This is a genomic window from Microbacterium sp. E-13, assembly GCF_049912955.1.
Taxonomy (GTDB): Bacteria; Actinomycetota; Actinomycetes; order Actinomycetales; family Microbacteriaceae; genus Microbacterium.
The window spans coordinates 3,263,214-3,288,316 of the sequence record NZ_CP183973.1; the positions used below are offsets into that span (position 1 = coordinate 3,263,214).

At 72.1% G+C, this 25,103-nt stretch carries 28 protein-coding genes; 17 read left to right on the top strand and 11 right to left on the bottom strand.

Features of this window, described 5'->3' with window-relative positions; translation table 11 throughout:
* Nucleotides 1-65: 65 nt before the first annotated feature.
* Nucleotides 66-2,126 (top strand): NAD(+) synthase, encoded by a 2,061-nt coding sequence (locus tag ACN9MP_RS15125; protein ID WP_426321499.1) that lies wholly within the window; start codon nucleotides 66-68, stop codon nucleotides 2,124-2,126.
* Nucleotides 2,127-2,132: 6 nt separating this feature from the next.
* Here ACN9MP_RS15125 and ACN9MP_RS15130 read toward each other — a convergent pair whose 3' ends face one another.
* Nucleotides 2,133-2,711 (bottom strand): hypothetical protein, encoded by a 579-nt coding sequence (locus ACN9MP_RS15130; protein WP_426321501.1) that lies wholly within the window; start codon nucleotides 2,709-2,711, stop codon nucleotides 2,133-2,135.
* A 198-nt stretch (nucleotides 2,712-2,909) separates the two neighbouring features.
* Here ACN9MP_RS15130 and ACN9MP_RS15135 point away from each other — a divergent pair, with 198 nt between their 5' ends.
* Nucleotides 2,910-4,394 carry a lipase maturation factor family protein gene (locus tag ACN9MP_RS15135; protein ID WP_426321502.1) on the top strand — a complete coding sequence of 495 codons (1,485 nt, stop codon included), beginning with the start codon at nucleotides 2,910-2,912 and terminating at the stop codon, nucleotides 4,392-4,394.
* On the opposite strand, the gene ACN9MP_RS15140 is transcribed toward ACN9MP_RS15135, so the two are convergent.
* Nucleotides 4,366-5,919: an MFS transporter gene (locus tag ACN9MP_RS15140; protein WP_426321504.1), complete on the bottom strand. Its 1,554-nt coding sequence runs from the start codon at nucleotides 5,917-5,919 to the stop codon at nucleotides 4,366-4,368. The two genes, ACN9MP_RS15135 and ACN9MP_RS15140, sit on opposite strands and share 29 nt — an antisense overlap.
* An 82-nt stretch (nucleotides 5,920-6,001) precedes the next feature.
* Between ACN9MP_RS15140 and ACN9MP_RS15145 the strand changes: the two genes are divergently transcribed.
* The gene (locus ACN9MP_RS15145; RefSeq protein WP_426321505.1) at nucleotides 6,002-6,565 is read left to right on the top strand and encodes a nucleoside phosphorylase; all 564 of its coding nucleotides are present in this window, start codon (nucleotides 6,002-6,004) and stop codon (nucleotides 6,563-6,565) included.
* A 30-nt stretch (nucleotides 6,566-6,595) separates the two neighbouring features.
* Here ACN9MP_RS15145 and ACN9MP_RS15150 read toward each other — a convergent pair whose 3' ends face one another.
* Nucleotides 6,596-9,604, bottom strand: a complete 3,009-nt coding sequence (locus tag ACN9MP_RS15150; RefSeq protein WP_426321507.1) for an AAA family ATPase — start codon at nucleotides 9,602-9,604, stop codon at nucleotides 6,596-6,598.
* Nucleotides 9,601-10,749 carry an exonuclease SbcCD subunit D gene (locus ACN9MP_RS15155; RefSeq protein WP_426321508.1) on the bottom strand — a complete coding sequence of 383 codons (1,149 nt, stop codon included), beginning with the start codon at nucleotides 10,747-10,749 and terminating at the stop codon, nucleotides 9,601-9,603. Before ACN9MP_RS15155 ends, ACN9MP_RS15150 begins: the two co-directional genes overlap by 4 nt.
* On the opposite strand from ACN9MP_RS15155, the gene ACN9MP_RS15160 reads away from it, so the two are divergent.
* The 4 genes from ACN9MP_RS15160 (at nucleotide 10,748) to ACN9MP_RS15175 (ending at nucleotide 12,594) form a co-directional block, all read left to right on the top strand.
* Nucleotides 10,748-10,891 (top strand): hypothetical protein, encoded by a 144-nt coding sequence (locus tag ACN9MP_RS15160; protein ID WP_426321510.1) that lies wholly within the window; start codon nucleotides 10,748-10,750, stop codon nucleotides 10,889-10,891. The genes ACN9MP_RS15155 and ACN9MP_RS15160 overlap by 2 nt on opposite strands.
* 79 nt (nucleotides 10,892-10,970) lie before the next feature.
* Entirely contained in the window at nucleotides 10,971-11,531 is a 561-nt protein-coding gene (locus ACN9MP_RS15165) for a hypothetical protein (RefSeq protein ID WP_426321511.1), read from the top strand.
* A gap of 3 nt (nucleotides 11,532-11,534) precedes the next feature.
* On the top strand, nucleotides 11,535-12,263 hold the full coding sequence (locus tag ACN9MP_RS15170) for an alpha/beta fold hydrolase (RefSeq protein WP_426321513.1): 729 nt from the start codon (nucleotides 11,535-11,537) through the stop codon (nucleotides 12,261-12,263).
* A 109-nt stretch (nucleotides 12,264-12,372) separates the two neighbouring features.
* Nucleotides 12,373-12,594, top strand: coding sequence for a hypothetical protein (locus tag ACN9MP_RS15175; protein ID WP_426321515.1), 222 nt, complete (start codon nucleotides 12,373-12,375; stop codon nucleotides 12,592-12,594).
* Here ACN9MP_RS15175 and ACN9MP_RS15180 read toward each other — a convergent pair.
* The 4 genes from ACN9MP_RS15180 to ACN9MP_RS15195 form a co-directional block, all read right to left on the bottom strand.
* A complete protein-coding gene (locus ACN9MP_RS15180; RefSeq protein WP_426326069.1) occupies nucleotides 12,591-13,031 on the bottom strand; it encodes a DUF1622 domain-containing protein in 441 nt (146 codons plus the stop codon). The genes ACN9MP_RS15175 and ACN9MP_RS15180 overlap by 4 nt on opposite strands.
* Before the next feature lie 58 nt (nucleotides 13,032-13,089).
* Entirely contained in the window at nucleotides 13,090-13,782 is a 693-nt protein-coding gene (locus tag ACN9MP_RS15185) for a hypothetical protein (RefSeq protein ID WP_426321516.1), read from the bottom strand.
* Entirely contained in the window at nucleotides 13,782-14,021 is a 240-nt protein-coding gene (locus ACN9MP_RS15190) for a hypothetical protein (protein ID WP_426321517.1), read from the bottom strand. Before ACN9MP_RS15190 ends, ACN9MP_RS15185 begins: the two co-directional genes overlap by 1 nt.
* 118 nt (nucleotides 14,022-14,139) lie before the next feature.
* The gene (locus ACN9MP_RS15195; protein WP_426321519.1) at nucleotides 14,140-14,433 is read right to left on the bottom strand and encodes a GNAT family N-acetyltransferase; all 294 of its coding nucleotides are present in this window, start codon (nucleotides 14,431-14,433) and stop codon (nucleotides 14,140-14,142) included.
* Between the two features lie 550 nt (nucleotides 14,434-14,983).
* On the opposite strand from ACN9MP_RS15195, the gene ACN9MP_RS15200 reads away from it, so the two are divergent.
* The 8 genes from ACN9MP_RS15200 to ACN9MP_RS15235 all read left to right on the top strand — a co-directional run bounded on the left by ACN9MP_RS15200 (nucleotide 14,984) and on the right by ACN9MP_RS15235 (nucleotide 20,307).
* Complete coding sequence (locus tag ACN9MP_RS15200) at nucleotides 14,984-15,724, top strand: winged helix-turn-helix domain-containing protein (RefSeq protein WP_426321521.1); 741 nt, start codon at nucleotides 14,984-14,986, stop codon at nucleotides 15,722-15,724.
* Nucleotides 15,725-15,772: 48 nt separating this feature from the next.
* The gene (locus ACN9MP_RS15205; RefSeq protein ID WP_426321523.1) at nucleotides 15,773-16,789 is read left to right on the top strand and encodes a DNA-3-methyladenine glycosylase family protein; all 1,017 of its coding nucleotides are present in this window, start codon (nucleotides 15,773-15,775) and stop codon (nucleotides 16,787-16,789) included.
* A 112-nt stretch (nucleotides 16,790-16,901) separates the two neighbouring features.
* Nucleotides 16,902-17,318 carry a VOC family protein gene (locus tag ACN9MP_RS15210; RefSeq protein WP_426321524.1) on the top strand — a complete coding sequence of 139 codons (417 nt, stop codon included), beginning with the start codon at nucleotides 16,902-16,904 and terminating at the stop codon, nucleotides 17,316-17,318.
* A 24-nt stretch (nucleotides 17,319-17,342) separates the two neighbouring features.
* The gene (locus ACN9MP_RS15215) at nucleotides 17,343-17,567 is read left to right on the top strand and encodes a hypothetical protein (RefSeq protein ID WP_426321526.1); all 225 of its coding nucleotides are present in this window, start codon (nucleotides 17,343-17,345) and stop codon (nucleotides 17,565-17,567) included.
* Nucleotides 17,568-17,634: 67 nt separating this feature from the next.
* On the top strand, nucleotides 17,635-17,817 hold the full coding sequence (locus ACN9MP_RS15220; RefSeq protein ID WP_426321528.1) for a DUF1918 domain-containing protein: 183 nt from the start codon (nucleotides 17,635-17,637) through the stop codon (nucleotides 17,815-17,817).
* Nucleotides 17,818-17,849: 32 nt separating this feature from the next.
* Nucleotides 17,850-18,638 carry a siderophore-interacting protein gene (locus ACN9MP_RS15225; protein WP_426321530.1) on the top strand — a complete coding sequence of 263 codons (789 nt, stop codon included), beginning with the start codon at nucleotides 17,850-17,852 and terminating at the stop codon, nucleotides 18,636-18,638.
* A gap of 85 nt (nucleotides 18,639-18,723) precedes the next feature.
* Nucleotides 18,724-19,515, top strand: a complete 792-nt coding sequence (locus ACN9MP_RS15230) for an SDR family oxidoreductase (protein ID WP_426321532.1) — start codon at nucleotides 18,724-18,726, stop codon at nucleotides 19,513-19,515.
* Nucleotides 19,516-19,560: 45 nt separating this feature from the next.
* Nucleotides 19,561-20,307: an SDR family oxidoreductase gene (locus tag ACN9MP_RS15235; protein ID WP_426321534.1), complete on the top strand. Its 747-nt coding sequence runs from the start codon at nucleotides 19,561-19,563 to the stop codon at nucleotides 20,305-20,307.
* A 51-nt stretch (nucleotides 20,308-20,358) separates the two neighbouring features.
* Here ACN9MP_RS15235 and ACN9MP_RS15240 read toward each other — a convergent pair whose 3' ends face one another.
* From ACN9MP_RS15240 to ACN9MP_RS15250, 3 genes are all read right to left on the bottom strand, one after another.
* Nucleotides 20,359-21,192: an aldo/keto reductase gene (locus ACN9MP_RS15240; protein ID WP_426321535.1), complete on the bottom strand. Its 834-nt coding sequence runs from the start codon at nucleotides 21,190-21,192 to the stop codon at nucleotides 20,359-20,361.
* Nucleotides 21,193-21,245: 53 nt separating this feature from the next.
* The gene (locus ACN9MP_RS15245; RefSeq protein WP_426321536.1) at nucleotides 21,246-21,467 is read right to left on the bottom strand and encodes a hypothetical protein; all 222 of its coding nucleotides are present in this window, start codon (nucleotides 21,465-21,467) and stop codon (nucleotides 21,246-21,248) included.
* A gap of 156 nt (nucleotides 21,468-21,623) precedes the next feature.
* Nucleotides 21,624-22,256 (bottom strand): TetR/AcrR family transcriptional regulator, encoded by a 633-nt coding sequence (locus ACN9MP_RS15250; protein WP_426321538.1) that lies wholly within the window; start codon nucleotides 22,254-22,256, stop codon nucleotides 21,624-21,626.
* Between the two features lie 88 nt (nucleotides 22,257-22,344).
* Between ACN9MP_RS15250 and ACN9MP_RS15255 the strand changes: the two genes are divergently transcribed.
* Nucleotides 22,345-23,379, top strand: a complete 1,035-nt coding sequence (locus ACN9MP_RS15255) for an agmatine deiminase family protein (protein ID WP_426321540.1) — start codon at nucleotides 22,345-22,347, stop codon at nucleotides 23,377-23,379.
* A complete protein-coding gene (locus ACN9MP_RS15260) occupies nucleotides 23,376-25,100 on the top strand; it encodes an amidase (protein ID WP_426321542.1) in 1,725 nt (574 codons plus the stop codon). Before ACN9MP_RS15255 ends, ACN9MP_RS15260 begins: the two co-directional genes overlap by 4 nt.
* Nucleotides 25,101-25,103: the final 3 nt, after the last annotated feature.

Below are 25,103 nucleotides of genomic sequence, written 5' to 3' on the forward strand. Positions count from 1 at the left end.
CACCCCGTCCCCCGGGCGGATGCAACCCCTGACCCGCTCGGCGGGGCACCTGACAGACTGGTCGCATGAGCCTGCCCTTCGAGAGCGCGTACCGGCACGGATTCGCCCGCGTCGCGGCCTGCACGATCCCGGTCTCGATCGCCGACCCCGCGTCCAACGCCGAGGCGGTCCTCGCGACGGCGCGCGAGTGCGACGCCGACGCCGTCGCGGTCGCCGTCTTCCCCGAGCTGTGCCTCACGGGCTACTCGATCGACGACCTGTTCCTCCAGGACCCCGTGCTCGATGCCGTCGTGGCGGCGATCGAACGGCTGGTCGAGGCATCCGTCGATCTGCTCCCGGTCCTCGTCGTCGGCGCGCCGCTGCGGCACCGCAACCGTCTCTACAACTGCGCGGTCGTCATCCACCGGGGTGAACTGCTGGGCGTCGCTCCGAAGGCGTACCTGCCCAACTACCGGGAGTTCTACGAGCGGCGCTGGTTCGCGCCCGGCGATGATCAGGGCGATCAGGACATCCGCGTCGGCGGACTGGAGGCGCCCTTCGGGCCCGACCTCCTCTTCGAGGCGCTCGATGTGCCCGGGCTCGTGGTGCACGCCGAGGTGTGCGAGGACGTCTGGGTGCCCATCCCGCCGTCGTCGACGGCGGCGCTCGCGGGTGCGACGGTGCTGCTCAACCTCAGCGGCAGCCCGATCACCATCGCGCGCGCGGAGGACCGCAAAGACCTCTGCAAGTCGCAGTCGCTGCGCTGCCTCGCGGCCTACGCGTATGCCGCTGCGGGCATGGGCGAGTCCACGAACGATGTGTCGTGGGACGGCCAGACCATGATCTACGAGGGCGGCAACCTGCTCGCCGAGACCGAGCGCTTCCCGGACGGCCCTCGCCGCTCGGTCGCCGACGTCGACCTCGACCGCCTGCGCCAGGACCGCCTGCGCCAGGGCACGTTCGACGACAACCGCCGCGCGACGGGGGCGGATGCCGCCTTCCGCACCGTGCACTTCGAGCTCGCGCCCCCGGCGACCGACGTCGGGCTCCGCCGCGCCCTCGACCGATTCCCGTTCGTGCCGGACGACCCGGCGCGTCTCGCGCAGGACTGCTACGAGGCGTTCAACATCCAGGTGTCGGGACTCGTGCAGCGCATGCGCGCCATCGGCGGACCCAAGCCGGTGATCGGCGTCAGCGGGGGCCTCGACTCGACGCACGCCCTCCTCGTGGTGGCGCGGGCCATGGACCTCATGGGCCGGCCGCGCAGCGACATCCTCGCCTACACGATGCCGGGATTCGCGACGAGCGACCACACGAAGTCGAACGCGATCGCTCTCGCGGAGTCGGTCGGGGCGTCGATCGAGACGATCGACATCCGGCCGCTCGCCATCGAGATGCTCGAGCGCCTCGACCACCCGTTCGCCGACGGCGAGCCGGTGCACGACATCACGTTCGAGAACGTCCAGGCGGGCCTGCGCACCGACTACCTCTTCCGGCTCGCGAACCATCACGGCGGCATGGTCATCGGCACGTCCGACCTGTCGGAGCTCGCCCTCGGCTGGGCCACGTACGGCGTGGGCGACCACATGAGCCACTACGCCGTCAACGCCGGCGTGCCGAAGACGCTCATCCAGCACGTGATCCGGTGGGTGATCTCGCATCGCGAGGGCGTCGACGACCGCGAGGCCGCCGTCCTCCAGTCGGTGCTCGACACCGAGATCTCGCCCGAGCTGGTGCCCGCGGGCCAGGACGGCAGGATGCAGTCCACCGAGGACCGCATCGGACCCTACGCGCTGCACGACTTCGCCCTGTACCACATCCTCCGCTTCGGCTACCGGCCGTCGAAGATCGCCTTCATCGCGGCGCACGCCTGGGAAGACAAGGATGCGGGCGCCTGGCCTCCGGGATTCCCCGAGGAGGACCGCTACGCCTACGACCTGCCGACGGTCGCCAAGTGGCTGCAGGTGTTCCTCAAGCGCTACTTCGCCTTCGCCCAGTTCAAGCGCTCCGCCATCCCCAACGGTCCGAAGGTCTCACCCGCCGGCTCGCTTTCGCCGCGCGGCGACTGGCGTGCGCCGTCGGACGGCAACGCCCGGGCGTGGCTTGCGGAGCTGAAGACAGCCCTCCCCGAGCTCGTCGAGGACTGACCCCGGTCAGGCCGGCGGCTGCCTGTAGGCGAGCGTGATGATCCAGCTGTCGCGGGACAGGTCGGCGAGCTTGTAGCGCACCTTGCGGTCGGGGATCCAGCCGTTCGCCAGAGGACTGTCCAGCCGCACGTGATCGGCGGCGACACGCGCCCCGCGGCCGTCCGCGTCGCGGACCGCCTGCACACGGGTCCAGTGCGCGAGGAGCTTGCCGAGGTCGGTCTCGTCGAACAGATGGGAGTGCCGCTTCATGACGCTCAGCTCGACGTCGTCGGGGTGCGCGTCGCGCAGATCGAGCCCGAGCGACACATCCGGGTCGCTGACGGCGACCACCGTCGCCGCGCGAAAGTTGACGTTGCGGATCTTGAGGGGGAGCTCCGCGCCGGCCTTCTCGGCGATGAGCTGCGTGTGGAATCCGAACCTCCCGGGCGCCTCCCGGTCGACGCGCACGTCCTTGGGCTCGAGGCCGAGCCGCGACGCGACGATCTCCTTCGCGAGCGCGCGCTTGCGCTCGTGGTCCGAGAGCTTGGGGTCCCATCCCAAGCGCGCCGTGATGCCCGCCGGAGTCTCGAGAAGCACCGATTGCATGATCCACCTCATCTCTCCGCGGACCGTCCGCACCCCCATCCTGTCCCCGCCGCCCGCGGCTCGGTAGATCGCCACGCCCGCAGCGGCGTCCGGCCCCCGATCCCGCTTCCTGAGCGCGCGTCAACCCCCCCGGCCACCGTCACGGCGGTGACAGGATGAGCGCATGTCCGCGGACATGTCCACCTCGGGGATGCCGGAATGACCGGTTTCGCCGCCGTCGACTTCGAGTTCGCTCGCCAGGTGCTGCAGCGTGGCATCGCCGCGCTGTTCCTCGTCGCGTTCATCTCGACGCTGAACCAGTTCCGCCCGCTGCTCGGCGAGCGCGGGCTGCTTCCCGCCCCCGAGCTGCTGGACTGGGTGCGGTCGTCGAAGCGGGCGGGACGGAGGCTGCACCCCACGCTCTTCCGCCGGCTCGCGTACACCGACCGCCGGCTGGTCGCCCTGTGCTGGGCGGGCATCGCCGTCTCGGCCGTGCTGGTCGCCGGGATCCCGCAGCTCGCTCCCCCGTGGGTGCCGATGGTGTGCTTCCTGGCGCTGTGGATCGGCTACATGTCGATCTCGAGCATCGGGCAGACCTTCTACGGCTTCGGCTGGGAGATGCTGCTGCTCGAGGCCGGGTTCCTCGCGGCGTTCCTCGGGTCGAACGACCAGCCGCCGCCGACCGTCGTGATCGTGCTGTTCTGGTGGCTCGTGTTCCGGCTCGAGTTCGGCGCCGGCATGATCAAGATCCGGGGCGGGCGCGAGTGGCGCGACCTGACCGCGCTCATGTACCACCACGAGACGCAGCCGATGCCCGGGCCGCTGAGCCGCCAGGCCCACCTGCTCCCCCGCTGGTTCCATCGCGGCGAGGTGCTCGGCAACCACTTCGCACAGCTCGTCGTGCCGTGGTTCCTCTTCGCCCCGGTGGTCGGGCTCGTGGTCCCCGGCCCCGTGCCGGCGATCGTCGGTGCGGTCGCCGCCGCCATCGTGATCGCCACGCAGCTGTGGCTCGTCCTGACCGGCAACTTCGCATGGCTGAACTGGATGACCATCGTGCTCGCCTTCTCGGCCGTCGGACTGCCGGGGATCGGCGCAGAGCACCGGGCCGCGACCGACGACCTGCCCTGGATCGTGGACGGGATGCCGCTGTACTGGGTCGTCGTGACGTGCGCCGTGGGCGTGCTCTACCTCGTCCTGAGCTGGCGGCCGCTGCAGAACCTCTTCGCCCACCGGCAGCTCATGAACGCGAGCTTCAACCGCTGGCAGCTCGCGAACGCGTACGGCGCCTTCGGCACGGTCACCAAGGAGCGCATCGAGATCGTCGTCGAGGGCACGATGGACGAGGATCCGGATGCCGCCACCTGGCACGAGTACGGCTTCAAGGGAAAGCCCGGCGACGTGCATCGTGTGCCACGGCAGTTCGCGCCCTATCACCTGCGCCTCGACTGGCTGATGTGGTTCCTGCCGCTCGGCCGCTCCCTCGACGACTGGTTCACCGCGCTCCTCGTGCGACTGCTGGAAGCGGATGCCCCGACCCTGCGCCTGCTCGCGCACGATCCGTTCGCGGGCGAGCGGCCGAGGTGGGTGCGGGCGGTGTCGTACCGCTACCGGTTCACCACGCGCCAGCAGTTCCGCCGCACGCACGCCCGCTGGGTGCGCGACCGGCGGCGGCCGGTCATGGGACCGGTGTCTCTGCGCCGGTGAACGCCTGCTCGGCGCGGGTCCTGCCGCGCGTGCGGCGAGCGGTCAGATCGACCACGGCGACGAGGAACGCGAGCCCGAGGAAGAGGCCGACCGACAGCATCCCGAACGCGTACGCGTCGTGGTAGACGACGACGTCGTCGTGCGTACCCGACTCGCGGTAGATGGCGGCGTAGAACAGCGAGAGTCCGACCGCGGTGCCCACGGCGGCGCCGATGCGCTGCCCGAGCTGTCCCACGGACCCGGCGAGACCGCCCTGCTTGACGGGGATGTCGCCGAGGGTGAGCGCCTGGTTCGGCGCGATGACGAGACCGCCGCCCGCACCGCCCACGGTCATCGCCGCGGCGGCCAGGTAGGGGGTCCAGGCGGGGACGCTGTAGAGGGCCGTGAGCACGAGGCCGCCGGCGCAGAGCAGGACCGCGACCAGACCCCACACCACGACGACGCGGCCGTGGGTGCTGACGAGGTTGCCGCCGATCCACGAGGTCACGGCGCTGGCCAGCGCGAAGCCGATCGACACCATTCCGGCGAACACGGGCTCGAGTCCGAGGCCGATCTGCAGGAACAGCGTGGTGAGCAGGAAGAGCGCCGGCAGCGCGGCGAAGTAGGCGGTCTGCAGCAGCGTGCCGTTGCGGTACGACGAGATGCGGAACAGCCCCAGCGGAACGAGGGGGTTCCGGCCGCGGGCCGCGTAGCGACGCTCCCACGCGATGAACGCCGAGGCGAAGAGCGCGAACGCTACCAGCAGCCACCACCGCGCCGGGTTGTCGGTGGGCGCACCGGTCGTGAAGAGGAAGGGCCACATCAGCGACACGATGGTCGCCCCGAACAGCAGCACGCCCACCGGGTCGAGCTGGACCGGACGCTGCGACCGCGTCCGCGTGTCGGGCAGAAGCCACAGGGCGAGGCCGATGGCGAGCAGGCACAGCGGCACGTTCATCCAGAAGATCAGCCGCCAGCCGTCGGTGGGGCCGCCGAGAGCGATGAGCAGCCCGCCGAGCGTGGGGCCGAACGCCGTGGCGAGGCCGATCGTCGCGCCGAAGAGGCCGAACGCGCGGGCACGCTCCTTCCCCTGGAAGAGCTCCTGCGCCATGCCGAGCACCTGGGGCATCTGGATGCCGGCGGCGACGCCCTGCAGCAGCCGCCCGATGAGCAGCACCTCCGCGGTGGGCGCGAGCGCGCAGATGATGCTCGTCACCGTGTACAGCGACAGGCCGACCACGAACAGCGTGCGGCGGGACCGCTGGTCGCCGAGCCGCCCCATCGGCACGAGGACCAACCCGAAGGTGAGGACGAAGCCCGAGACGATCAGCTGCAGCTCCGTCGATCCGGCGTCCAGCACTTCGCCGATCGAGGGGAGGGCCACGTTCACCTTCGTCATGTCGAGGATCGTGATCGCGGCGACCGACACGCACACCCAGAACGCGCGCCAGCGGGCGGCATCCGAGAGCGGGATCGCCGCGGTCGTGGCCGGCACGGCGCGAGCCGTGCCCGAAGACTTCGGCGATCGCGACTCGTGCCCGGGCATCGTGCCCAGGCTAACCCCACCACGCGTGGGCACGGGCCGATCATCGGGACCGGAACCGACGAAACCGGGACATGATGGAGAGGTGAGACTCCTCGTCGCCGCTCTCGACTCCGAGCTCGTCGCGTTCCCCGCCGACCTTGCCGGTTTCGATCGGCTCGTCACCGGTCCGGGCAAGCTGCAGGCGACCTACGCCCTCACCCGTGCACTGGACGCGGCCGCGTACGACGAGGTCGTGGTGGTCGGCACGGCGGGGGCGATCGACGCGAGGCTCGAGGCATCCGTCTACGAGATCTCGGGCGCGGTCCAGCACGACGTCACCGACATCGACGGCATCGTGGGCCAGCACGTCTCGCTGCCCGCGCTGGTGGAGCTCGACGCGGACGGCGACGGGGTGATCATCGCCACCGGCGACCACTTCGTGGATGACGCCGAGGCGGTCGCCACCATCCGCCCCCTGGGGGCGGGGCTCGTCGACATGGAGACCTACGCCTACATCTGGGTCGCACAGCGCTTCGGTGTGCCTATCCGGGTGCTCAAGGCGGTGTCGGACCGCGCGCAGGACGGAGCGATCACGGACTGGCACGCGGCCGTGACCGCCTGCAGTCACCAGCTGCGCGACCGCATCCGCGCCGACTACGGAGTCTGAAGCCGACGGCGCCGACCGGTGCCGACGGGGTCACGCGAGCGCCGTGGCCTCCTGGCGGATGATGCTCGGGCCCTCGCCCGTCGCCTCGACGGCGAGCTGCGCCGGCAGCTGCTCCTTCATGGCAGCGACGTGGCTGATGACCCCCACGGTGCGTCCGCCCTGGCGGAGCTCGTCGAGGGTGCGCATGGCGAGGTCGAGTGTCTCGTCGTCGAGCGAGCCGAAGCCCTCGTCGACGAAAAGCGTGTCGAGGCGCACGCCACCGGCGCGCGCGGTCACCACCTCCGCCAGCCCGAGCGCGAGGGCCAGCGAAGCCAGGAAGGTCTCGCCCCCCGACAGCGACTGGGCCGGCCGCGCCTGTCCGGTGAAGGCGTCCATGATCTCGAGGCCCAGTCCCGATGCGGCCCCGCGCGCGGCACGGGCGTCGGTGTGCTGCAGCCGGTAGCGACCGGACGACATGTCGGCGAGACGCAGGTTCGCGGCGGTGACGATCTCTTCGAGCTCGGCGGCGAGCACGAACGTCTCGAGGTCCATCTTCATGGTGTTCGGCGCGCGTCCTGCCACGGTGTCGGCGAGGCGTGCGATCGCCGCCGCGTCCGCCGCCCGTGCGGCGACGCCGGCATACGCATCGTCGATCTGCATCGACAGATCGCGAAGCTGCCCGACCAGGGTGTGCGCGTCTCGCTCGGCGCGCAGCGCCGCGGTGCGAGCGGCATCGGCCTGGGCCAGTGCCGCCTGCGACGCGGCGACGTCGACGCGCTCGCTCGGCGCGCCCGCGAGCTCCAGCTCGAGCTCCAGCACCCGAGCGCGCGTGGCTGCGAACTGGGCATCGTGCGTCGAGATCCGGTCGGCCAGCGCTTCGGCATCGGCGGGCGCGAGCAGCGCCGCCGTCGCGGCGTCCACGTCATCGAAGACGGATGCCTCGATCTGCGCGGTGAGCTCGGCTCCGGCCTCGGCCGCCTGGGCGGCGGAGCGCTCGGCGTCGGTTCGCGCGTTCGAGGCGGCCCGGGCCGCGTCGCGAAGCGCGGTGGTCGCCGCCACACGGTCGGCGACGCTCGCGTGGTCTCCCCGCGCCGCGTCGACGACGCTGCGTGCGGCATCGACGATCGCCGAGAGCGCCGCGACGCGGGTGCGGGCCTCGCCCAGCAGGTCCGAGAGCGCCGATCGGGAGGCCTCGGCCTCGGCGTCGAGTGCGGCGAGCTCGGCGTGCCGGCGGGCGAGCGTATCGCGGCGCTCAGCCGCTCGCACGGCGGCAGCGAGTTCGTCAGCCGTCGCATCGAGGCGCGCGCGAAGGGCGTCGGCGCTTTCGCCGCCGGCACGGCCCACCGCCTCCGCATGGCGTTCCCGCGCGGACTTCGCCGCCTCGGCGGCCTCTCGCTCGGTGCGCACGGTCGCGTCGCGGTGCTTCTCGGCAGCGGCGATCATCTCGTCGGTGACGGGCTCGCCGGTGGTCAGCGCCGGGTCGGGGTGCGACGTCGCGCCGCACACCGCGCAGGCCTCCCCCTCGACCAGCATCGTCGCGAGCTCGCCGGCATAGCCGTCGAGGCGCTGCTGCAGCAGCGCGGCCACCTGAGAGGCAGCGGCCGCAGCGGCTGTCGCCGCGTCGCGATGGGCGACCTCCGACTCTCGTCGCGCGTCGGCGAACTCCTCCGCCTGCTCGGCCGCGGCGAGGCGCGCCCGAGCCTCCTCGTGGCGAGCGCGAGACGGCTCCAGGCGCGCGGCCGCTTCGCGCTCGACGACGAGTTCTTCGCCGATTCGCGCGAGCTCGGCCGGCACGGCCGCGCGCTGCGCGTCGAGTGTCGCGATGTCGCCCTCGAGCCGCACCACTTCGGCCGCGGCATCCGTCAACCGCGCCTGGCTGTCGGCGAGGGCCGCCTCCTGCGTCAGGGCGGCGGTGCACAACGCCAGCTCGCCGGTCAGCCGCTCGATGACGCCGGGGAGGTCTGCGTCGGTGTGCGACGTGCCGCTCGCCGCTCCCGCCCACGTCGCGTCGGCGCCGGCTGCCCGCTCGGCGGCCTCCCTCGCGGCCCGCTCGGCACGCCGTACCGCGTCGATCGGCGCGCGAAGAAGCTCTGCCCTGCGGGCGTGATCGATCCGCTCCCGCTCTCGCGCGACGTGCTCGGCGGCCTCTTCCAGGGCCGTCAGCCGTTCGTTCGCCCGGGCCAGCTCGGACTGCCCCTTCGCGAGCGCGACGCGGGCGGCGTACGCCGCTTCTGCCGAAGCGCGCGCGTCGTCGGCCACTGCCCGCGCGCGGGTGAGGGTCTCGAGCCGGTACGAGGCTCGCTGCTCACCCAGCTCGACCGCGCCGCGCCGCACCGCGAGCTCGACCGGTGCGTCGCCGCGGGCCCCCTCTTCCGCGGGGAGCAGCCCGTGCGCCGCGATGAGTCGCTCGGCCTGGTCGAGCAGCGTGCGCGCTCGCTCGCCGAGCGCCTCGAGCTCGTGCTGCGCCGCCTTGCTGCGCTCCCCCAGCTCACGCGCGTACTCCTCGTATCGCCGTGTGCCGAAGAGAGCCCGCAGCAGCGACTGACGCTCGGCACCCGACGCGAGGAGGAAGCGCGAGAACCGGTTCTGGGCCAGCAGGATCACTTGCTGGAATTGCTGCGCGTTGAGCCCCAGCACCTCGTCCAGGAGGAGTGCGACGTCACGCGGCTTCGCCGCCCTGCCGACCCAGTCCCCGTCGACCAGCTCCTCGAGCTCGGCCCGCGTCGGCTCGCTCGTGAGCCCCCCGCCGCGCCGCGCCGGCCGCTGGTACTCCGGAGCCCGCGTCACGCGCCAGCGCCGGTCGCCCACGGTGAACTCGAGGCGCACCTCCGTCGGGTCGTCCGGCTCGCAGTGATCGCTGCGCAGCCGCTTGTCGCCCGTCTCGTAGCGCGGCACGCTGCCGTAGAGCGCGAAGCAGACGCCGTCGAGGATGCTCGATTTGCCGGCGCCGGTGCGACCCGCGATCAGGAAGATGCCGTCGTGCTCGAAGGCCTCGAAGTCGACGCTCTGTCGCTCGCGGAACGGCCCGAACCCGGTGAGCTCAAGGTGGTGGAGCCTCACGCGTTCGCCTCCACGCGCGTGCGCTCGTCGAAGAGCTCGCCGACGAGCTGGGCCTCGCGGACGGACGCGCCCTCGCCCTCGCGGACGTGGGCCAGGAACGCGTCCACGAGTTCCTGGTCGTTGCGGGCGGCGCGCACGCGCTGCGCATACGTGCGCGCCTCCTGAGCGGGGACCGCGGCCGGAGCGTGCCTCACCTCGGCGCAGAACGGGAACCGGGCGAGCAGGCGACGCATGGGATCGCGCTGCGGAAGCGGATCGGTGTACGCGGCGCGCACCCAGTCCCCGGTGTGCTCGGCGTAGCGGTCGTCGGCGAGCAGCTCGTCGAGCGTGGCCGTGAGGGTGACGAGTTCGCGCGGCACGGGCAGGTCGAGCCACTCCGCACCGGCGAAGCCCTCGGGCCCGAGGTCGACGAGCCACGAGCCGCGCGGCTTGTGACCCTCGTCGAAGCTGTAGTGAAGCGGGGCTCCGGCGTACCGCACACGCGGCGACAGCTGCTGCCTGCCGTGGATGTGGCCGAGCGCCATGTAGTCCACGCCGTCGAACGCCGACAGCGGCACGACGTCGAGGCCGCCCTGCTGGATGTCGCGCTCGAGGTGCGGCGTCGGCTCCACCCCCGCCGCGAAGCAGTGCGCGATCGCGATCGAGCGGCCGCCGCGGGTCGCGGCATCCGTCCGCACCAGTTCCATCGCCCGCGTGAGCACATCGGCCTGCGTGCGCACCCCCGGCCAGGCGGTGCGCAGCAGCACCGGCTCCAGAAACGGGATGCCGTAGACGTGGACCGGCCCGTGCTCGTCGGCCACGGTCACCGGCGTACCCACGCCGGCCGCGTCGGTGAGCACGTGCACGCCCTCGCGGAGCAGCCCGGACTGGAAGCCGAGGCGCGCGGCCGAGTCGTGGTTTCCGCTGGTGACGACGACGACGGCTCCCGCATCCGCCAGACCGCGGAGCACGTCCGTCAGGAGCGTGTATGCCCCCGCGGCCGGCGTCGCCGAGTCGAAGACGTCGCCCGCGACGATCACCAGGTCGACGTCGTGCTCGCGCACCTGCTCCACCAGGGCACCGAGCACACCGCGCAGCGCATCGAGCGTCGAATGGCCGTGGAACGACCGCCCGATGTGCCAGTCCGAGGTGTGCAGGATCCGCATGCCTCACACGGTACGTTCCGCTCCGGACATCGCCGTCGCGGCAGGCCGGAGACAGCCGATCCCTCATGTCTCGCGCGGGTTCGCCGACGCCAGGTCCACCTTCGGGGCCGACCTGTCGACGGTGGTGCTGACGGCCGAGTGAGCGCGGCCCGGCCGTTGCGCCGAGTGCGCGTGCGGCGGTGCGCCGCGCCTTCGGGGCGCCGCGCGTCGTATCGTGGATCATGGCGCACAACGCAGACACCGCTCCGCGATCGACCGTCGTCGCCCTCGTCGGGGCCGACAGCGACGAGTTGCTCACCGGGCTCGCCGACGTTCCCGCGCTCGTCGCGCTGTCGCTCCGGGAAGCCGAACCGGCTGTCGCGGCCCACCTGGTCGCCTCGGTGTCGATGCCCTACGTGATCCACGACGCCGACCCGCTCGAGCATGTCGCGTCGGCCTGGGTCGAGCTGTACGAGGAGCGCTCGACGCTCGGCTCGCTCGAGACCGAGGTGGACGCGCTGCTCGCGCTGTTCGCCTCGGGTGAGGCCGTCATGCCCGACTACTACGTCGTCGCCGGGCCGGAGGCGATCGAGGGCACCTGGCGGCACTGGTGGCTGGGCGCCCTCGCGCATCACGCACCGTCGCGGGTGCTGCCCGTGGAGGCCTCCGGCGCCGCGCTGCGCGCGCGCATCCGCAGCCTTCCCGCTTCGAGACCCTGGCCGGAGCCCGGCGCCTGGCTGCCCCGGGTGCAGTTCGACATCCCCGACCGGGTGGGGCTGCGCGACCAGTCCGGGGCCGCCTGAGGGATGGCGGTCGAGGAGTTCACGCACGCCGGGGCGACGATCATCGCCGAGCGCCGCGGCGGGGGGCCGCGGGTGTACGTGCTCGTGCACGGCATCGGCATGGGCCGCACCGTGTTCGCCGACCTCGCGGACCGCCTCGGTGACGGCGAGGTGGTCGCGCTCGATCTGCCCGGGTACGGAGAGGCTCCCGAGCCCCGCCGCGTGCTGACGATCGAGCGCACGGCCGATCTCGTCGCCGCGTACCTGCGTGCGCGCGTGCGGAGGCCGGCGGTGATCGTCGGGCACTCGATGGGCGCCCAGGTCGCCCTCGAGGTCGCCGTGCGGCATCCTTCGGTGGTCGATCGCATCGTGCTCGTCGGCCCGACGGTCGATCCGGCCGCGCGCACGGCGTCCCGCCAGCTGAGGCGCCTGCTGGCCGACATCGCCGTCGAGAGTCCGCGCGTGATCGCGCTGGGGGCGCGGGAGTACCTGCGCGCCGGTCCGCGCATCCGCGCCAAGTTCCGGTCGATGCTCGTGCACCGCCCCGAAGACAAGCTGCCCCTGGCGCACGTTCCCGCGCTGGTGCTGCGCGGGGAGAAGGACCTGGTGGCGCCCGCCGACTGGTGCCGGCAGGTGGCCGAGACCCTGCCCGACGGCCGGCTCGAGCAGATCGCGGGGCACGGTCACGAGACGATGATCCGGGATGCCGCACCCGCCGCGCGCCTCATCCGCCGGTTCGCCGCGGAGAGCTGACCGGGCGTCGCGACTGCCGCGTCCCAGCCGATTCCTGCCATCCACGCGGCACCCGGCAATGTCGGAGCCCCCTCGTAGGTTGACCATGTCGCAACCAACGGAGGAAACCATGTTCGCTGTCTTCGCCGCCGAACAGCAGTACCGCCACGACACCCGCACGCGGGACCGCCAGCACGCGATCCTCGTCTCGATCCGCGAGCGTCAGACCACCCACGCGCCTCAGCGCCGGAACCCCGTCCGGGCAGAGGTGCGCCCGCAGCGCGGCGCGTGGGCGCGGCCGATCGGCCTGCACCCGGCCGAGAGTGCGGGCGTCGCCTGCGCGACGGCCTAGCGGCTGCTGGGGCCCGGAATGCCGGGCGCGCGGGCGGTGTCTTGCGCCGCCGCCCGGTCGCGGGCGACGGCGTCGCCGATCATCTGCCCGCCGCTGCGCAGCAGGGCTCGGCGCCACGGCAGCGTCCCCTCGATCTCGATCTGGATCGAGATCGAGAGGATCGTGCGGATCAGGACGATGAGGCCGAGGATGGCCGCGTCTTCGAGCGAGGGCTTCGAGGTGATCGTCCGGATGAGATCGGCGGCGACCAGCACCTCGAGGCCGAGGAGGATCGCGGCGCCGAGAGTGGTGCGCAGCGTCGTGAAGGCCGTCTGACCGCCCTCGTGACGTGCGAGCGATCGGGCGCCCAGGATGAGCGCCACGACGAAGCCCACGATCATCGCGGCAGCGCCGACGGCCTCGAAGCCCACGGCGACGACCGTGAACACGTCCTCCATGTGCACGCGGCCAGCCTAGAGCCGTCCGCGGCCGAAGCCGCGGACGGAATCGCCGATGTCAGGCCGGAGCGCCGTGTCCCGGGTCGGTGGGGCTCGCCGCATCTCCCGTCCAGATCTGGCGGGCCAGCTCCTGGATGTCGCTGTCGGGCAGGTCGATGCCCGACTGGTCGAGGCGCTGGCGCAGCACCTCGATGATCCGCTCCTCGGATTCGGTGCCGACATCCTGGCGGGTCTGCGCCACGATGCCCGTGACCTTCTCGACGTCGGAGGCGTTGTTCTGCGACATGGCCGGGAGACGCTGCTCCTGCTCCGTGCCGAGAGCGCCGGGCTCACGCTGCGCCTGGCCGACCGTCATCGTGTCGCGGTTCTCATCCTGACCGTGGTGGTCGGACGTGTCGATGACGCCGATGCCGACCGCCTCGTGGCTCGGCTCGCCACTGCGGGCCCCGTCGGAGGGTCCGGTCGCGGCCGATCCCTCCTGCGGCTGGGCCGTGACGGACTCGTCCGTGGCGGCGGAGCGCGCAGCCCCGCCTCCGGCGGCCGCAGCCGCGCCTTCACCCTGCTCGGGCGCCTCCGTCCAGGCACCGACCGGTTCGGCGTCCGGGGCCGGCTCGCCCAGCGCCGGTGCGGCGGGATTGTGCTGGTCGCGCGCCGGCTCACCGGACGTCGGCGTGTTCGCCGCACCCGCGGCGTCCTCGCGGTCGGGGTAGTTCACACCGGGCTGCTCGTATTCGTTGCCTGTCGTGCTCATCAGGGCTCTTCTCCTCTTCCGCTGTCGGCTGCAAGATCAGGGTCGGCGCCCTGACGGGCCGCCTCCCCCTCGACGGGATCGTCCGGCTGAAGCGCGGCGTCGGTCAGCAGATCGGCCGCGGCCACATCTGCGCTGCGTTCCCTCGACTCCTGGTCGTCCACGCTCTCCCAGCCGCCCGCGGGGTCGGCGTTGATCACGCCCTCGGGGAGGTCCTGGTCACTCGATCGCTCGCGATCCATCGCGCGCTCCTCTCGTCTCCGCCCAGCCTCGGATACGAGGGCGCGCACCGACATGGGGTTGACAAGGTCGCCCGGCGCCGACAGTCCCCGATCCGGCCGGGGAGTCAGGAGCGGGGGGTCAGGAGCGGGGAGTCAGGATGCCGCGCCGCGACGGGTTCGCGTCGAACCAGTCGGCGACGTACCAGCACACCGGAACCACCTTGCGGTCTCCGCTCTGCTCCAGTTCATCCACGGCGCGCTCCACGAGCTCGCCCGCGTACCCGTGGCCCCGGAAGGTCGGAATGGTGTACGCCCGCGTCATCGCGACCGTGCGTCCGTCGTCGCGATAGTCGAGCACGCTGACGAGGTCGTCGCCGCGGTGGAGCGTGTACCGCGAGGCATCCGTCTCTTTGGTGAAGCGAAACTCGGTCATCCGCTCAGGCTACGCCCGGCCTCCCCCGCCAGGACGCACGCGGCGGGATGTCGCGGCGATCGTTCCGGCGCGGCTCAGCAGTATCCGCCTCTACCACGTGCGGGTGCGGCGCGAGGGTCGCCCTCGACGCGACTGAGCAATCTGTCACATTCCGAAACGATCAGGCGCCGGAACCCGTGCGATTTGACGTTTTCCGACAAAGTCGGTAATAATCGGGCTCATGACTGACAACGCGCTGTATCTGTCCGCCCGGGAGGCGAACAGGACTGCCGGCATGATGATGGCCGGCCGCATTGTCATGTGTTGTCGAATGTGCCACTAGCACGGTGACCCCCGTCGGGCTCCTTCTCCGCTTCTGAACGCAGGGAGAGTCCCCCGAAGCACCGGTTTCGTGCGTCGATCACGCGCACCCGGATCCGCTTCGCACACTGCCCAACGTCGGGCAAGGCCCTCATCCGGGCCGACGGCCCCGCCGCCTCCGACGACCAGGGCCGCAACACAGAATCAACCCGGGCTCCACGACCCGGGTCCTCCCGCAAGGACCATCGTCATGTCGACCACCGCTCTCCTCGACCGTCCCGCCTCCGCCCCCGTCCGCCACCTGCGCGCCGTGAACCACCCCGCCGCCGTCGAGGCGCCCGCCGCTCCCGCACCGGAGCCGGCTCAGGGCCGCGCCCTTCCGGCCGGCACCGCGCCCCGCGGCTTCGCTCTCTACGTCGGCATCGACGAGGCGAAGGCCGCCGCATCGGGCGTGAACCTCGGCGTCCTCGTCGACGCCCTGCGCCGCACGATCGCCGAACTTGCCCCCACCGCTGAGACCTACGCCACGGTCGCGCTGGCCCCCGTGGGCTCCGGCGGCCGCGATGTCGACGTCGTGCGCCTCGCGCTGCACGAGCCGTCGGCCGTGGCCCGCACCAAGCAGGAGGAGCCGGAGGACGACGATCCGGCCACCGGCGGCGTGGTCGTCGACATCTCGCGCAAGCGCGTTCTCATCGACGGCGAATCCGCCGCGTTCACCTTCAAGGAGTTCGAGCTGCTCCAGTATCTGGTGCTGCGCGAGGGACGCACGATCGAGCGCACCGAGCTCGTGACGTCGCTGTGGCAGGGATCCACCGAGGAGGACGCTCCCGGCGAGCGCACGATCGACGTCCACGTCCGCCGTCTTCGCGCGAAGCTCGGTCGCTACGAAGACATCGTCCGCACCGTCCGTGGCGTCGGCTACCGCTTCGACCGTCACGCCGATGTCGTGATCCGCTACGGCCACGGAACCCCCTCGCCCGACCGTTTCTGAGTTCCCGGCCGGCGGAGATGTCGGGGGCCGAGGCGTAGGGTGGGCGGCATGACCACCTCGCTCTCGCGCATCCCGCGGGCGAGGGATGCCGGGCGCTTGGCCCCGCCGTCGGCGACGACGGCGACGCGCGACCCCCGCCCCGAGCACGGGCGACCCCTCGAGACCGAGTACCGCCCACGCCACCCGCTCGATCTGCGGCGCACGGTGCTGTTCCAGCGGCGTGGCGCCGGCGATCCGACCATCACGGTGTCGGGCTCGGTGATCTGGCGCGCGAGCAGGACGCCGGCGGGCGTGGCGACCCTAGCGATCCGCGAGACGCATCCCGGCGTCGTCCGCGGTGCCGCGTGGGGCCCGGGCCGCGAATGGGCGCTCGCGCAGCTTCCCGCGCTGTGCGGCGCCGACGACGACGCCGGCGACTTCGATGCGACACGGCATCCGCTCATCGCCGACGCGCATCACCGCAACCCGGGGCTGCGCCTCTCACGCACGGGTCTCGTCTTCGATGCTCTCGCGTGCGCGATCTTCGAGCAGAAGGTGACGGGCATGCAGGCCTTCGCCGCCTGGCGCCGCATCGTCACGTGGTGCGGAGAGCGTGCGCCCGGCCCGACGCCGGTGCCGATGTTCGCGCCGCCCACCATCGAGGGCTGGCAGCACGTGCCCTCGTGGGTGTGGCATCGCGCGGGACTCGAGCCGCCGCAGTCGAAGGCCGTCGTGCGGGCGGCTCGCCGCGGTGACGCGATCGTGCGAGCGGTGCTCGCGGCGCACGACGGCGAAGCCGTCGACCGGGTGCTCGTCAGCCAGCACGGCATCGGGCCGTGGACCTCGGCCGAGACCCGCATCCGTGCCCTCGGCGACCCCGACGCGGTGAGCGTCGGCGACTACCACCTGGCCCACGAGGTGGGTCATGCGCTGGCCGGACACCGCACGGACGATGACGGGATGCTGCGCCTGCTCGCCGCGTGGCCGGGTCAGCGTCAGCGCGTCATCCGCCTGATCGGCGCGAGCGGCGTGCGCGAAGCGCGCCGGGGCCCGCGTCTGCACCCCGAGGACCACCGCGACCGCTGACCCTCAAGGGCCGCGGCCTCCGTGCCGTCTTGTCCATGTCGGAGGGGGCGACCACACTGGGATGCGCCACGCGGCCGGGCGCGGCATCCACCTTCCCTCTCAGGAGTTCGACATGCCCAGCCTCAACCCGTACCTCTCCTTCCGCAACGAAGCCCGCGAGGCGATGACCTTCTATCAGACCGTGTTCGGGGGCGAACTCGACATCTCGACGTTCGGCCAGTACGAGGGAATGGTTCAGGATCCCTCCGAGAGCGACCTCGTGATGCACGCGCAGCTCACGAGCCCCGACGGCTTCGTGCTGATGGGCTCCGACACCCCGACCGGCATGACCTACGAGAAACCGGCCGGTATCGCGGTGTCGGTGAGCGGAGACGATGAGGCGTCGCTGCAGGGGTTCTGGGACAAGCTCGCGGATGGCGGCAGCGTCACGATGCCGTTCGACACTCCGCCGTGGGGCGGCCGGTTCGGCATGCTGACCGATCGCTACGGCATCGACTGGATGGTCGCGGTCAACGCCCCGCAGCAGTGACGGCCGCGGCCGTAGGCTTCCGTCATGACGACGAAGCGCAGAGGGTGGACGCGCGGCCACTCGGGCTGGGTGCTCGGCACGGCGCTCATGTTCACTCTCGGCATCGTCTTCGGGCTGATCTGGGGCAACGTGGTCCTCGGTCTCGTGCTCGCGGCGGCCGTGTCGATCGGCTGGCTCATGGCCTACGAGTCCTGGCGCGGGCGCAGCGTCGGACTCGAGGATCGCGAGGATGACGGGGCGCAGCTGTAGCCGACGGACTCTGCCCCTACCCCTCGCCGCCCGCTCGTCGTATCGTGTGCCCCAGGAGGTGGTCCGCATGCATGCGAGCGTCGGTGACCGCGTCATCATCCATGGGCGTATCGTCGGCGCGACAGAGCGCGCGGGCGAGGTCGTCGAGGTCCGCGGCAGCGGGGACAATCCGCTGCTGGTGGTGCGCTACGACGACGGCCACGAGGCGATCCTCTCTCCCGGGAGCGACTGCGAGATCCGTCACGCCTGAACCCGGCAGAATCATCATGTGAGGAGAACTCCATGATGACCTCGTCCACGTTCACGCTCGAGCCCACCGGGCTCGAGTTCCGCTTCCGCCGGGTGCGCCTCGTCGCGCGCGACTGGCTGACCCCGTCGTATGTGCGGATCCGGCTGCAGGGCGCCGAGCTCGCGGGGTTCGTTTCGCTCGGCGCCGACGACCACATCCGCATCTTCTTCCCCGACGGCGACCCGCAGACCGTCGAGGAGCTGCGCGCCGCGCCGAACCGCGAGTACACGCCGTTCGCGTGGGATGAGGACTGGCTCGAGCTCGAGTTCGCCATCCACGGGGAGCCCGAGAAGGGCACGGCCGGTGTCGCCGCCGCGTGGGCGGCGACCGCACCGCTCGGCGCGGTCGCGGGGGTCGGCGGGCCCCGCGGCTCCAAGGTGCTGAGCGGCCGCCCCGACGCGTGGCTGCTCGCCGGCGACGAGACCGCCGTGCCCGCCATGCGCCGCTTCGCACGGACGATGGACGCGGATGCGGTCGGCCGCGTCTTCGTCGAGGTGACGGATGCCGCGCACGAGCTGCGCATCGATGCTCCCGCCGGCGTCGTGGTGGAGCAGGTCCACCGCGAAACCGCGCCGGCCGGGGCCGCGCTGGCGACGCGGCTGGACGCCCTGGACGCCGGCGACCGTCCGGCGGGATCCGTGTTCGGGTTCGTCGCGGCCGAGCAGTCGGTCGTCAAGCCCGGCCGTGCCCTGCTCCTCGACCGGTGGGGTCTCGCCCCCGATCAGATCGTCGTGAAGGGCTACTGGAAGCGCGGCGAGACGGAATACCACGCGCCGCACTGATCAGCGTGGCGGGGTCGGTCAGCCCCACTGCGACAGCTTTTCGGGGTCGCGCATCACGGAGACGTCGGAACGGAAGGAGCCGGTCATGAGGATCGCAGTCGCCGGAGGAACGGGCGCCGTCGGAAGCCAGGTCGTGAATGCGCTGCGGGCGAACGGCCATGACGCCGTGGTGCTCAGCAGAAGCACGGGGGTGGACCTGCTCACCGGCGAGGGTCTGGACGCCGCACTCGACGGCGCCGACGCGGTCATCGACACCGCCAACGTCTCGACGCTGTCGGCCGACGCCGCCATCCGGTTCTTCCAGGCGGCGACGGGCAACCTCCTCGCGGCGGCCGCTCGAGCCGGCGTCGCGCACGCGGTGCTGCTGTCGATCGTGGGCATCGACCGGATGCCGCACGACTACTACGCCGGGAAGATCGCGCAGGAGCGCGTGGTGGAGGAGGCCGACGTGCCGTGGACGATTCTTCGCGCGACGCAGTTCCACGAGTTCGCCGCCCAGCTCTACGATCGCGCGCGGCTCGGTCCGCTCCACGTCGCCCCCCGCGCGCGGGTGCAGCCGATCGCCGCGCACGAGGTGGGAGCACACCTGGCATCGCTCGCCGCGGGCGCCCCGCGTGGCCGCACCCCAGATCTGGCGGGGCCGCGCGAGGAGCGCCTCGACGAGATGGTCAAGGCGTTCGCCCGCCGGAGCGGCAGGCGGGGCTGGATCCCGTCGGTGAACCTGCCCGGCGCGCAGATGAAGGGCATGCGGGCGGGATTCGCACTCCCCGGGGACGACGCCGTGATCGGAAGCCAGACCTTCGCGGATTGGCTCGACGAGCGCGTGGGCCGGCCGGCGTCCGACGGCCGCACGGATCGCCTCTCCGAGCAGAGGTAGCGCCCGGGGGCTACGCTGGCGACGCGACTCACCGCGGGAGGCCTCGTGAGACTCGCCGTCGCCGGCGGCACCGGCATGACCGGAGCCCACCTCGCTCGGATCGCGCGCGAGCGCGCCCACGAGGTGATCGTGCTGTCGCGGCGAACCGGAGTCGAGCTGCTGAGCGGCGCCGGGCTCGAGGGCGCGCTGGACGGGGTCGACGCCGTCATCGACGTGACGAACGTGACGACACCGAGGCCCGACGTGTCGGTGCTGTTCTTCGCCGGCGTCACCAAGAGCCTGCTGGCGGCCGAGCGGGCGGCGGGCGTCCCGCACCATCTCGTGCTCACGATCGTCGGAGCCGAGGCCGCCCCCGACGGCTACTACGCCGGGAAGCTGGTGCAGGAGCGCCTCGTCGCCGAGGGTGAGGTGCCCTGGACGGTGCTGAGATCCACGCAGTTCCACGAGTACGCCGCCCTCATGTTCCACCGCACGCACGCGGGCGCGCACGTGGCGCCGTCGGGCCGCGTCCAGCCGGTCGCCGTGCGGGAGGTCGCGGAGCATCTCGTCGACCTCGCCGAGCAAGGTCCCGCCGGCCGCACGACCGATCTCGGCGGGCCGCGCGAGGAGGACCTGGCGGACATGGTCCATCGTTACGCCCACGCCATCGGCTACCGCGGACCGCTGCCCGTCGTTCACACGCCCGGTGCGATCGGGCGCGCCTTCCGCTCCGGAGCGCTCCTGCCCGGCGCCGGCGCCCGCCTGGGCCGGCAGACGTTCACGGAATGGCTCGCGGCCCTTCCGGACGCGTAAGAGAAGCGGATGCCGCGACCCGGCGGTGCGCCCGGGGTCGCGGCATCCGTCTCACATCTCCTCGTGGGTGAGCGGGTCGGCGTCCCACAGGCGACCGCGCTCGAGCGCGCTGACCGCGGCGACCTGGTCGTCGGTGAGCGTGAAGCCGAAGATATCCGCGTTCTCACGCTGACGGTCGGGGTCGGACGACTTGGGGATCGGGGTGCTGCCCAGCTGGGTGTGCCAGCGCAGCACGACCTGCGTCGGGGTGACGTCGTGGACCGTCGCCAGCTCGCGGAGGATCTGCTCCATGAGCAGCTCGCTGCGGCGCGCGAGCGGGCTCCAGCTCTCGGTGCGGATGCCGTGAGCCTCGTGGAAGGCGCGCAGCGCCCCCTGCGGGAAGTAGGGGTGCAGCTCCACCTGGTTGACGGTCGGCGCGACGCCGGTCTCTCCGATCAGCTCGGTCAGCATGTCTTCGGTGAAGTTCGATACGCCGATCGAGCGGACGAGGCCCTGCTGCTGCGCCTCGATCATGCCCTTCCACGTCTCGACGTACTTGCCGACGCTCGGGTTCGGCCAGTGGATGAGCTGCAGGTCGATGCGGTCGAGACCGAGTGCGTCGAGGGAGCCCTTGATGCTGTCGATCGCTTCCTCGCGCCCGTGGTGACGCCCCGGGATCTTGGAGGTGACCAGCAGTTCGTCGCGGGGCACGCCGCTGCGGCGGACGGCCTCGCCCACCTCGCACTCGTTCTCGTAGTTGACCGCCGTGTCGAGCAGGCGGTAGCCCGATTCGATCGCGGCGACCATCGCCGCGATCCCCTCCTCGCCTCTCAGGTTGTAGGTGCCGAGTCCGAGTTCGGGGAACCAGGCGCCGTCGTTCAGGGTCACGGTGGGGATCGCAGTCATGCGTCCATCCTGCCCCGGCCGTGCGACACCGGGCTCATCGCCGCCTCTTCGCCTCACGGCCGGTCGTCGACGTCGACGGTCCCCTCGGTCGCCGCCCGCTCGTCGGCCGCGGCGCTGTCGATCTGGTCATCATTGAGGTCCGGGTCGAGCGGGCGATCGTCGTCGTCGAACACGTCCCCGAGCACGCCGTCGCCGTCGCCGAGGTCCGCATCATCCTCGCGGGCCGGGTCGTCGTCGTCGCCGAGGGGTCCTTCGTAGGGGATCTGATTCGTCATGGCCGTCTCCTTGCTCTGTGCCCTGGGTTGGCCTTGCTCTGCCTCGACCGTAGGTCGCGGCACCCGGCCGCCGCAGGGGCTTGCATCGCGGGCGGTCCGGGGCTACGTCGCGCCCATCGGTCTTCCGAAGACGGGAGTCGGACGCGTCCCGCCTAGCTACGCCCTGGCGACCGGGACCGACCCGGGAGACGCGCCGACGAGGGCCTCTGCGGCACGGGCGGTGCGCTCGGCGAACCGCGCCGGCCCCGACCCGCGGACGAGCGACTGCGCGTTGAGGCCGTCGATCATGCCGATGAGCTCCCACGCCACCTCGCCGGGCTCGGTGGTCGTGAAGGCGCCGGCGCGGCATCCGTCCTCGACGATGCCCTCGACGAGGGCCTGCCACCGCTGCATCTGCGCGCGCACGGCGAGGGCGAGCGCGTCGCTGCGCCGGGCGAGCGCCCAGCTCTCGACCCAGATGACGGTGATCTCCTCCCGACCGCCGTCCATGAGGGTGTCGATGAGCGCGCCGAGCTGGGCTGCGGGGTCGCCGGCGGTGGCGACGATGCGCTGGACATCGCTGATCTCCTCCTCGACGAGGTCGGCGTAGACCCGCGCGACGAGATCGTCCATCGACGGCTCGTAGTGGGCGACGAGTCCGGACGCCACCCCCGCGCGCTCGCCGATGGCGCGGAGCGTCAGGCCGCTGAGGCCCTGCTCGCGTGCGATGGCGGTCGCCGCTGCGACGATCTCGGCGGCCCGCTCGGCAGGCGCCTTGCGACTGCGTGGGCGCGAAGAGGTGGTTGACATGGTCCCGCCAGCATAGGTAGCTTTCTTATTGATCGCTAGATCAATTACTTTCCGAGTCGCCGGACAGGCAAAGAGACGGGGCGCGACGATGGGCTGGAGGATGCCGCACGAAGGCGATCCCCACGAGCGGACGTGGATGGCGTTCCCGAACGAGGGACCGACGCTCGGCGACGACCCCGTGGAGCAGGAGCGGTTCTACGCGGCCTGGAGCGCCGTCGCGAACGCCGTCGCCGGCTTCGAGCCGGTCACGATGGTCGTCGACCCCTCCAAGGTCGATCGCGCCCGCCGCATGCTCGACGCCGCCATCGACATCGTCGAGACGCCCGTCGACGAGTTCTGGTTCCGCGACCACGGTCCGACCTTCGTCGTCGACGACGAGCGCCCCGGCGTGCTCGGAGCCGTCGACTGGATCTTCAACGGCTGGGGCGCACCCAAGTGGGCGTCGTGGGGCAAGGCCGCCGAGCATGCCCGTCTCACCGCGGGTCTCGCCGGGGCCGAGGTCGTGAGCTCGCTCCTCGTCAACGAGGGCGGTGGCATCCACGTCGACGGCGAGGGCACCGTCCTCGTCACCGAGACCGTGCAGCTGGACCCGCGCCGCAACCCCTTCGCCGACAGGGCGCGCGTCGAGGAGGAGCTGGCGCGCACCATCGGCGCCACCGGAGTCGTCTGGCTGCCGCGGGGGCTCACCCGCGACTACGACGAGTTCGGCACGAACGGCCACGTCGACATCGTCGCCACGATCCCCGCACCCGGCCGCCTGCTGCTCCACCAGCAACAGAACCCCGACCACCCCGACTTCGAGGTCTCGCGGGGGCTGCGCTCGTTCCTTTCCGAGCAGACGGATGCCGCGGGCCGCCGCTTCGACATCATCGACCTGCCCGCACCCGAGACGCTCCGCGACCGCGAGGGGTTCGTCGACTACAGCTACGTCAACCATCTCGTCGTCAACGGCGGCGTGATCGCCTGCGGCTTCGGCGAAGAGCGGGCCGACGCGCGGGCCCGGGAGATCCTCGAGGAGGCGTACCCGGGCCGCCGCGCCGTGACGGTCGACGCGCGCCAGATCTTCGCCGGCGGTGGCGGCATCCACTGCATCACGCAGCAACAGCCGGCGGTGACCCGATGAGCTTTCCGGTGGTGGAGAAGACCATCGCCGAGCTCCGCGCCGCACTCGAGTCCGGCGAGGTCACCGCCGTCGGGCTCCTGGACGCGTACCTCGCCCGGATCGACGCCTACGACGCCCCCGGCACCGCGACCGCCCTCAACGCGGTGATCGTGCGCAATCCCGGCGCGCGGGCCGAGGCGGCGGCATCCGATCTCCGTCGCGCCGAAGGCCGCCTCCGGGGCCCGCTCGACGGCATCCCCTACACGGCGAAGGACTCGTTCATGGCCGAGGGACTCACGGTCGCCGCCGGCTCCCCCGCCTTCGCCGATCTCGTCGCGCAGCGCGACGCGTTCTCGATCGAGCGGCTGCGCGGGGCCGGATGCGTCCTCGTCGGCCTGACGAACATGCCTCCGATGGCGAACGGCGGCATGCAGCGCGGCGTCTATGGGCGCGCCGAGAGCCCGTACAGCGCCGAGTACCTGACGTCGGCCTTCGGGTCGGGATCGTCCAACGGCTCCGGAACGGCCACCGCGGCGTCGTTCGCGGCCTTCGGCCTCGGCGAGGAGACGTGGTCGAGCGGCCGCGCACCCGCCTCGAACAACGCGCTGTGCGCCTACACCCCGTCGCGCGGCGTCATCTCGGTGCGGGGCAACTGGCCGCTCGTGCCGACGATGGACGTCGTCGTGCCGCACACCCGCACGATGGCAGACCTGCTCGAGATCCTCGACGTCATGGTGGCCGACGACCCGGAGGCTCGAGGCGACTTCTGGCGCGCGCAGCCATGGATCGAGATCCCGGATGCCTCGGCCACCCGCCCCGCGTCGTACCCCGCGCTCGCCCCGGCTGACGCCGCCAGCGCCCGCGCGACCCTGGCGGGTCGCCGGTTCGGCGTGCCGCGGATGTACATCAACGCCGATCCGGAGGCGGGCACGAATCCGGAGGGCGGGATCGGCGGGCCCACCGGCACCCGCATCGAGACGCGCGCCTCGGTGATCGCGCTGTGGGAGAGCGCACGGAGAGACCTCGAAGCCGCCGGCGCCGAGGTCATCGAGGTCGACTTCCCGGCGGTGACGAACTACGAGGGCGACCGTCCCGGTGCGCCGACGATCAAGACGCGCGGACTCGTCACCGAGGCCTTCCTGCAGCACGAGATCGTCGACCTGTCGGCGTGGGCCTGGGACGACTTCCTCCGAGCGAACGGCGACCCCGCGATCCACCGGCTCTCCGATGTGGACGGCGCAGAGATCTTCCCGCACCCGCCGGGCGCGCTCCCCGACCGGTACACCGGGTTCGACGACGACATCGCGACCTATCCCGCGCACGTGCGCGAGCACCCGTATGCCGCCTTCACCGACATCCCCGAGATCGCCGACGGGGTGCGGGGGCTCGAAGAGACGCGCCGCGTAGACATGGAGGAGTGGATGTCGGCCCTCGGCCTCGACGCCGTGCTCTTCCCCGCGGTGGCAGACGTGGGCCCCGCTGACATGGATGTGAACGAGGCATCCGCCGATCTCGGCTGGCGCAACGGCGTGTGGGTGGCCAACGGCAACCTCGCCATCCGCCACCTCGGGATCCCGACGGTGACCGTGCCGATGGGGACGATGGCAGACATCGGGATGCCCGTGGGCCTCACGATCGCCGGCCGCGCGTACTCCGACCCCGACCTGCTCGCCTGGGCCGCTGCGTTCGAGGCGCTCCGCGCCCGGCGCACACCGCCGCCGCGGACGCCCGAACTCGGCTGAGGC

What these genes read in the sequence shown, in the direction of transcription:
- ACN9MP_RS15125 (WP_426321499.1), top strand. Translation starts at nt 66, where the DNA reads ATGAGCCTGCCCTTCGAGAGCGCGTACCGGCACGGATTCGCCCGCGTC.
- ACN9MP_RS15130 (WP_426321501.1), bottom strand. Translation starts at nt 2,711, where the DNA reads ATGCAATCGGTGCTTCTCGAGACTCCGGCGGGCATCACGGCGCGCTTG.
- ACN9MP_RS15135 (WP_426321502.1), top strand. Translation starts at nt 2,910, where the DNA reads ATGACCGGTTTCGCCGCCGTCGACTTCGAGTTCGCTCGCCAGGTGCTG.
- ACN9MP_RS15140 (WP_426321504.1), bottom strand. Translation starts at nt 5,919, where the DNA reads ATGCCCGGGCACGAGTCGCGATCGCCGAAGTCTTCGGGCACGGCTCGC.
- ACN9MP_RS15160 (WP_426321510.1), top strand. Translation starts at nt 10,748, where the DNA reads ATGCCTCACACGGTACGTTCCGCTCCGGACATCGCCGTCGCGGCAGGC.
- ACN9MP_RS15155 (WP_426321508.1), bottom strand. Translation starts at nt 10,749, where the DNA reads ATGCGGATCCTGCACACCTCGGACTGGCACATCGGGCGGTCGTTCCAC.
- ACN9MP_RS15165 (WP_426321511.1), top strand. Translation starts at nt 10,971, where the DNA reads ATGGCGCACAACGCAGACACCGCTCCGCGATCGACCGTCGTCGCCCTC.
- ACN9MP_RS15170 (WP_426321513.1), top strand. Translation starts at nt 11,535, where the DNA reads ATGGCGGTCGAGGAGTTCACGCACGCCGGGGCGACGATCATCGCCGAG.
- ACN9MP_RS15175 (WP_426321515.1), top strand. Translation starts at nt 12,373, where the DNA reads ATGTTCGCTGTCTTCGCCGCCGAACAGCAGTACCGCCACGACACCCGC.
- ACN9MP_RS15180 (WP_426326069.1), bottom strand. Translation starts at nt 13,031, where the DNA reads ATGGAGGACGTGTTCACGGTCGTCGCCGTGGGCTTCGAGGCCGTCGGC.
- ACN9MP_RS15185 (WP_426321516.1), bottom strand. Translation starts at nt 13,782, where the DNA reads ATGAGCACGACAGGCAACGAATACGAGCAGCCCGGTGTGAACTACCCC.
- ACN9MP_RS15190 (WP_426321517.1), bottom strand. Translation starts at nt 14,021, where the DNA reads ATGGATCGCGAGCGATCGAGTGACCAGGACCTCCCCGAGGGCGTGATC.
- ACN9MP_RS15195 (WP_426321519.1), bottom strand. Translation starts at nt 14,433, where the DNA reads ATGACCGAGTTTCGCTTCACCAAAGAGACGGATGCCTCGCGGTACACG.
- ACN9MP_RS15200 (WP_426321521.1), top strand. Translation starts at nt 14,984, where the DNA reads ATGTCGACCACCGCTCTCCTCGACCGTCCCGCCTCCGCCCCCGTCCGC.
- ACN9MP_RS15205 (WP_426321523.1), top strand. Translation starts at nt 15,773, where the DNA reads ATGACCACCTCGCTCTCGCGCATCCCGCGGGCGAGGGATGCCGGGCGC.
- ACN9MP_RS15210 (WP_426321524.1), top strand. Translation starts at nt 16,902, where the DNA reads ATGCCCAGCCTCAACCCGTACCTCTCCTTCCGCAACGAAGCCCGCGAG.
- ACN9MP_RS15215 (WP_426321526.1), top strand. Translation starts at nt 17,343, where the DNA reads ATGACGACGAAGCGCAGAGGGTGGACGCGCGGCCACTCGGGCTGGGTG.
- ACN9MP_RS15220 (WP_426321528.1), top strand. Translation starts at nt 17,635, where the DNA reads ATGCATGCGAGCGTCGGTGACCGCGTCATCATCCATGGGCGTATCGTC.
- ACN9MP_RS15225 (WP_426321530.1), top strand. Translation starts at nt 17,850, where the DNA reads ATGATGACCTCGTCCACGTTCACGCTCGAGCCCACCGGGCTCGAGTTC.
- ACN9MP_RS15230 (WP_426321532.1), top strand. Translation starts at nt 18,724, where the DNA reads ATGAGGATCGCAGTCGCCGGAGGAACGGGCGCCGTCGGAAGCCAGGTC.
- ACN9MP_RS15240 (WP_426321535.1), bottom strand. Translation starts at nt 21,192, where the DNA reads ATGACTGCGATCCCCACCGTGACCCTGAACGACGGCGCCTGGTTCCCC.
- ACN9MP_RS15245 (WP_426321536.1), bottom strand. Translation starts at nt 21,467, where the DNA reads ATGACGAATCAGATCCCCTACGAAGGACCCCTCGGCGACGACGACGAC.
- ACN9MP_RS15250 (WP_426321538.1), bottom strand. Translation starts at nt 22,256, where the DNA reads ATGTCAACCACCTCTTCGCGCCCACGCAGTCGCAAGGCGCCTGCCGAG.
- ACN9MP_RS15255 (WP_426321540.1), top strand. Translation starts at nt 22,345, where the DNA reads ATGGGCTGGAGGATGCCGCACGAAGGCGATCCCCACGAGCGGACGTGG.
- ACN9MP_RS15260 (WP_426321542.1), top strand. Translation starts at nt 23,376, where the DNA reads ATGAGCTTTCCGGTGGTGGAGAAGACCATCGCCGAGCTCCGCGCCGCA.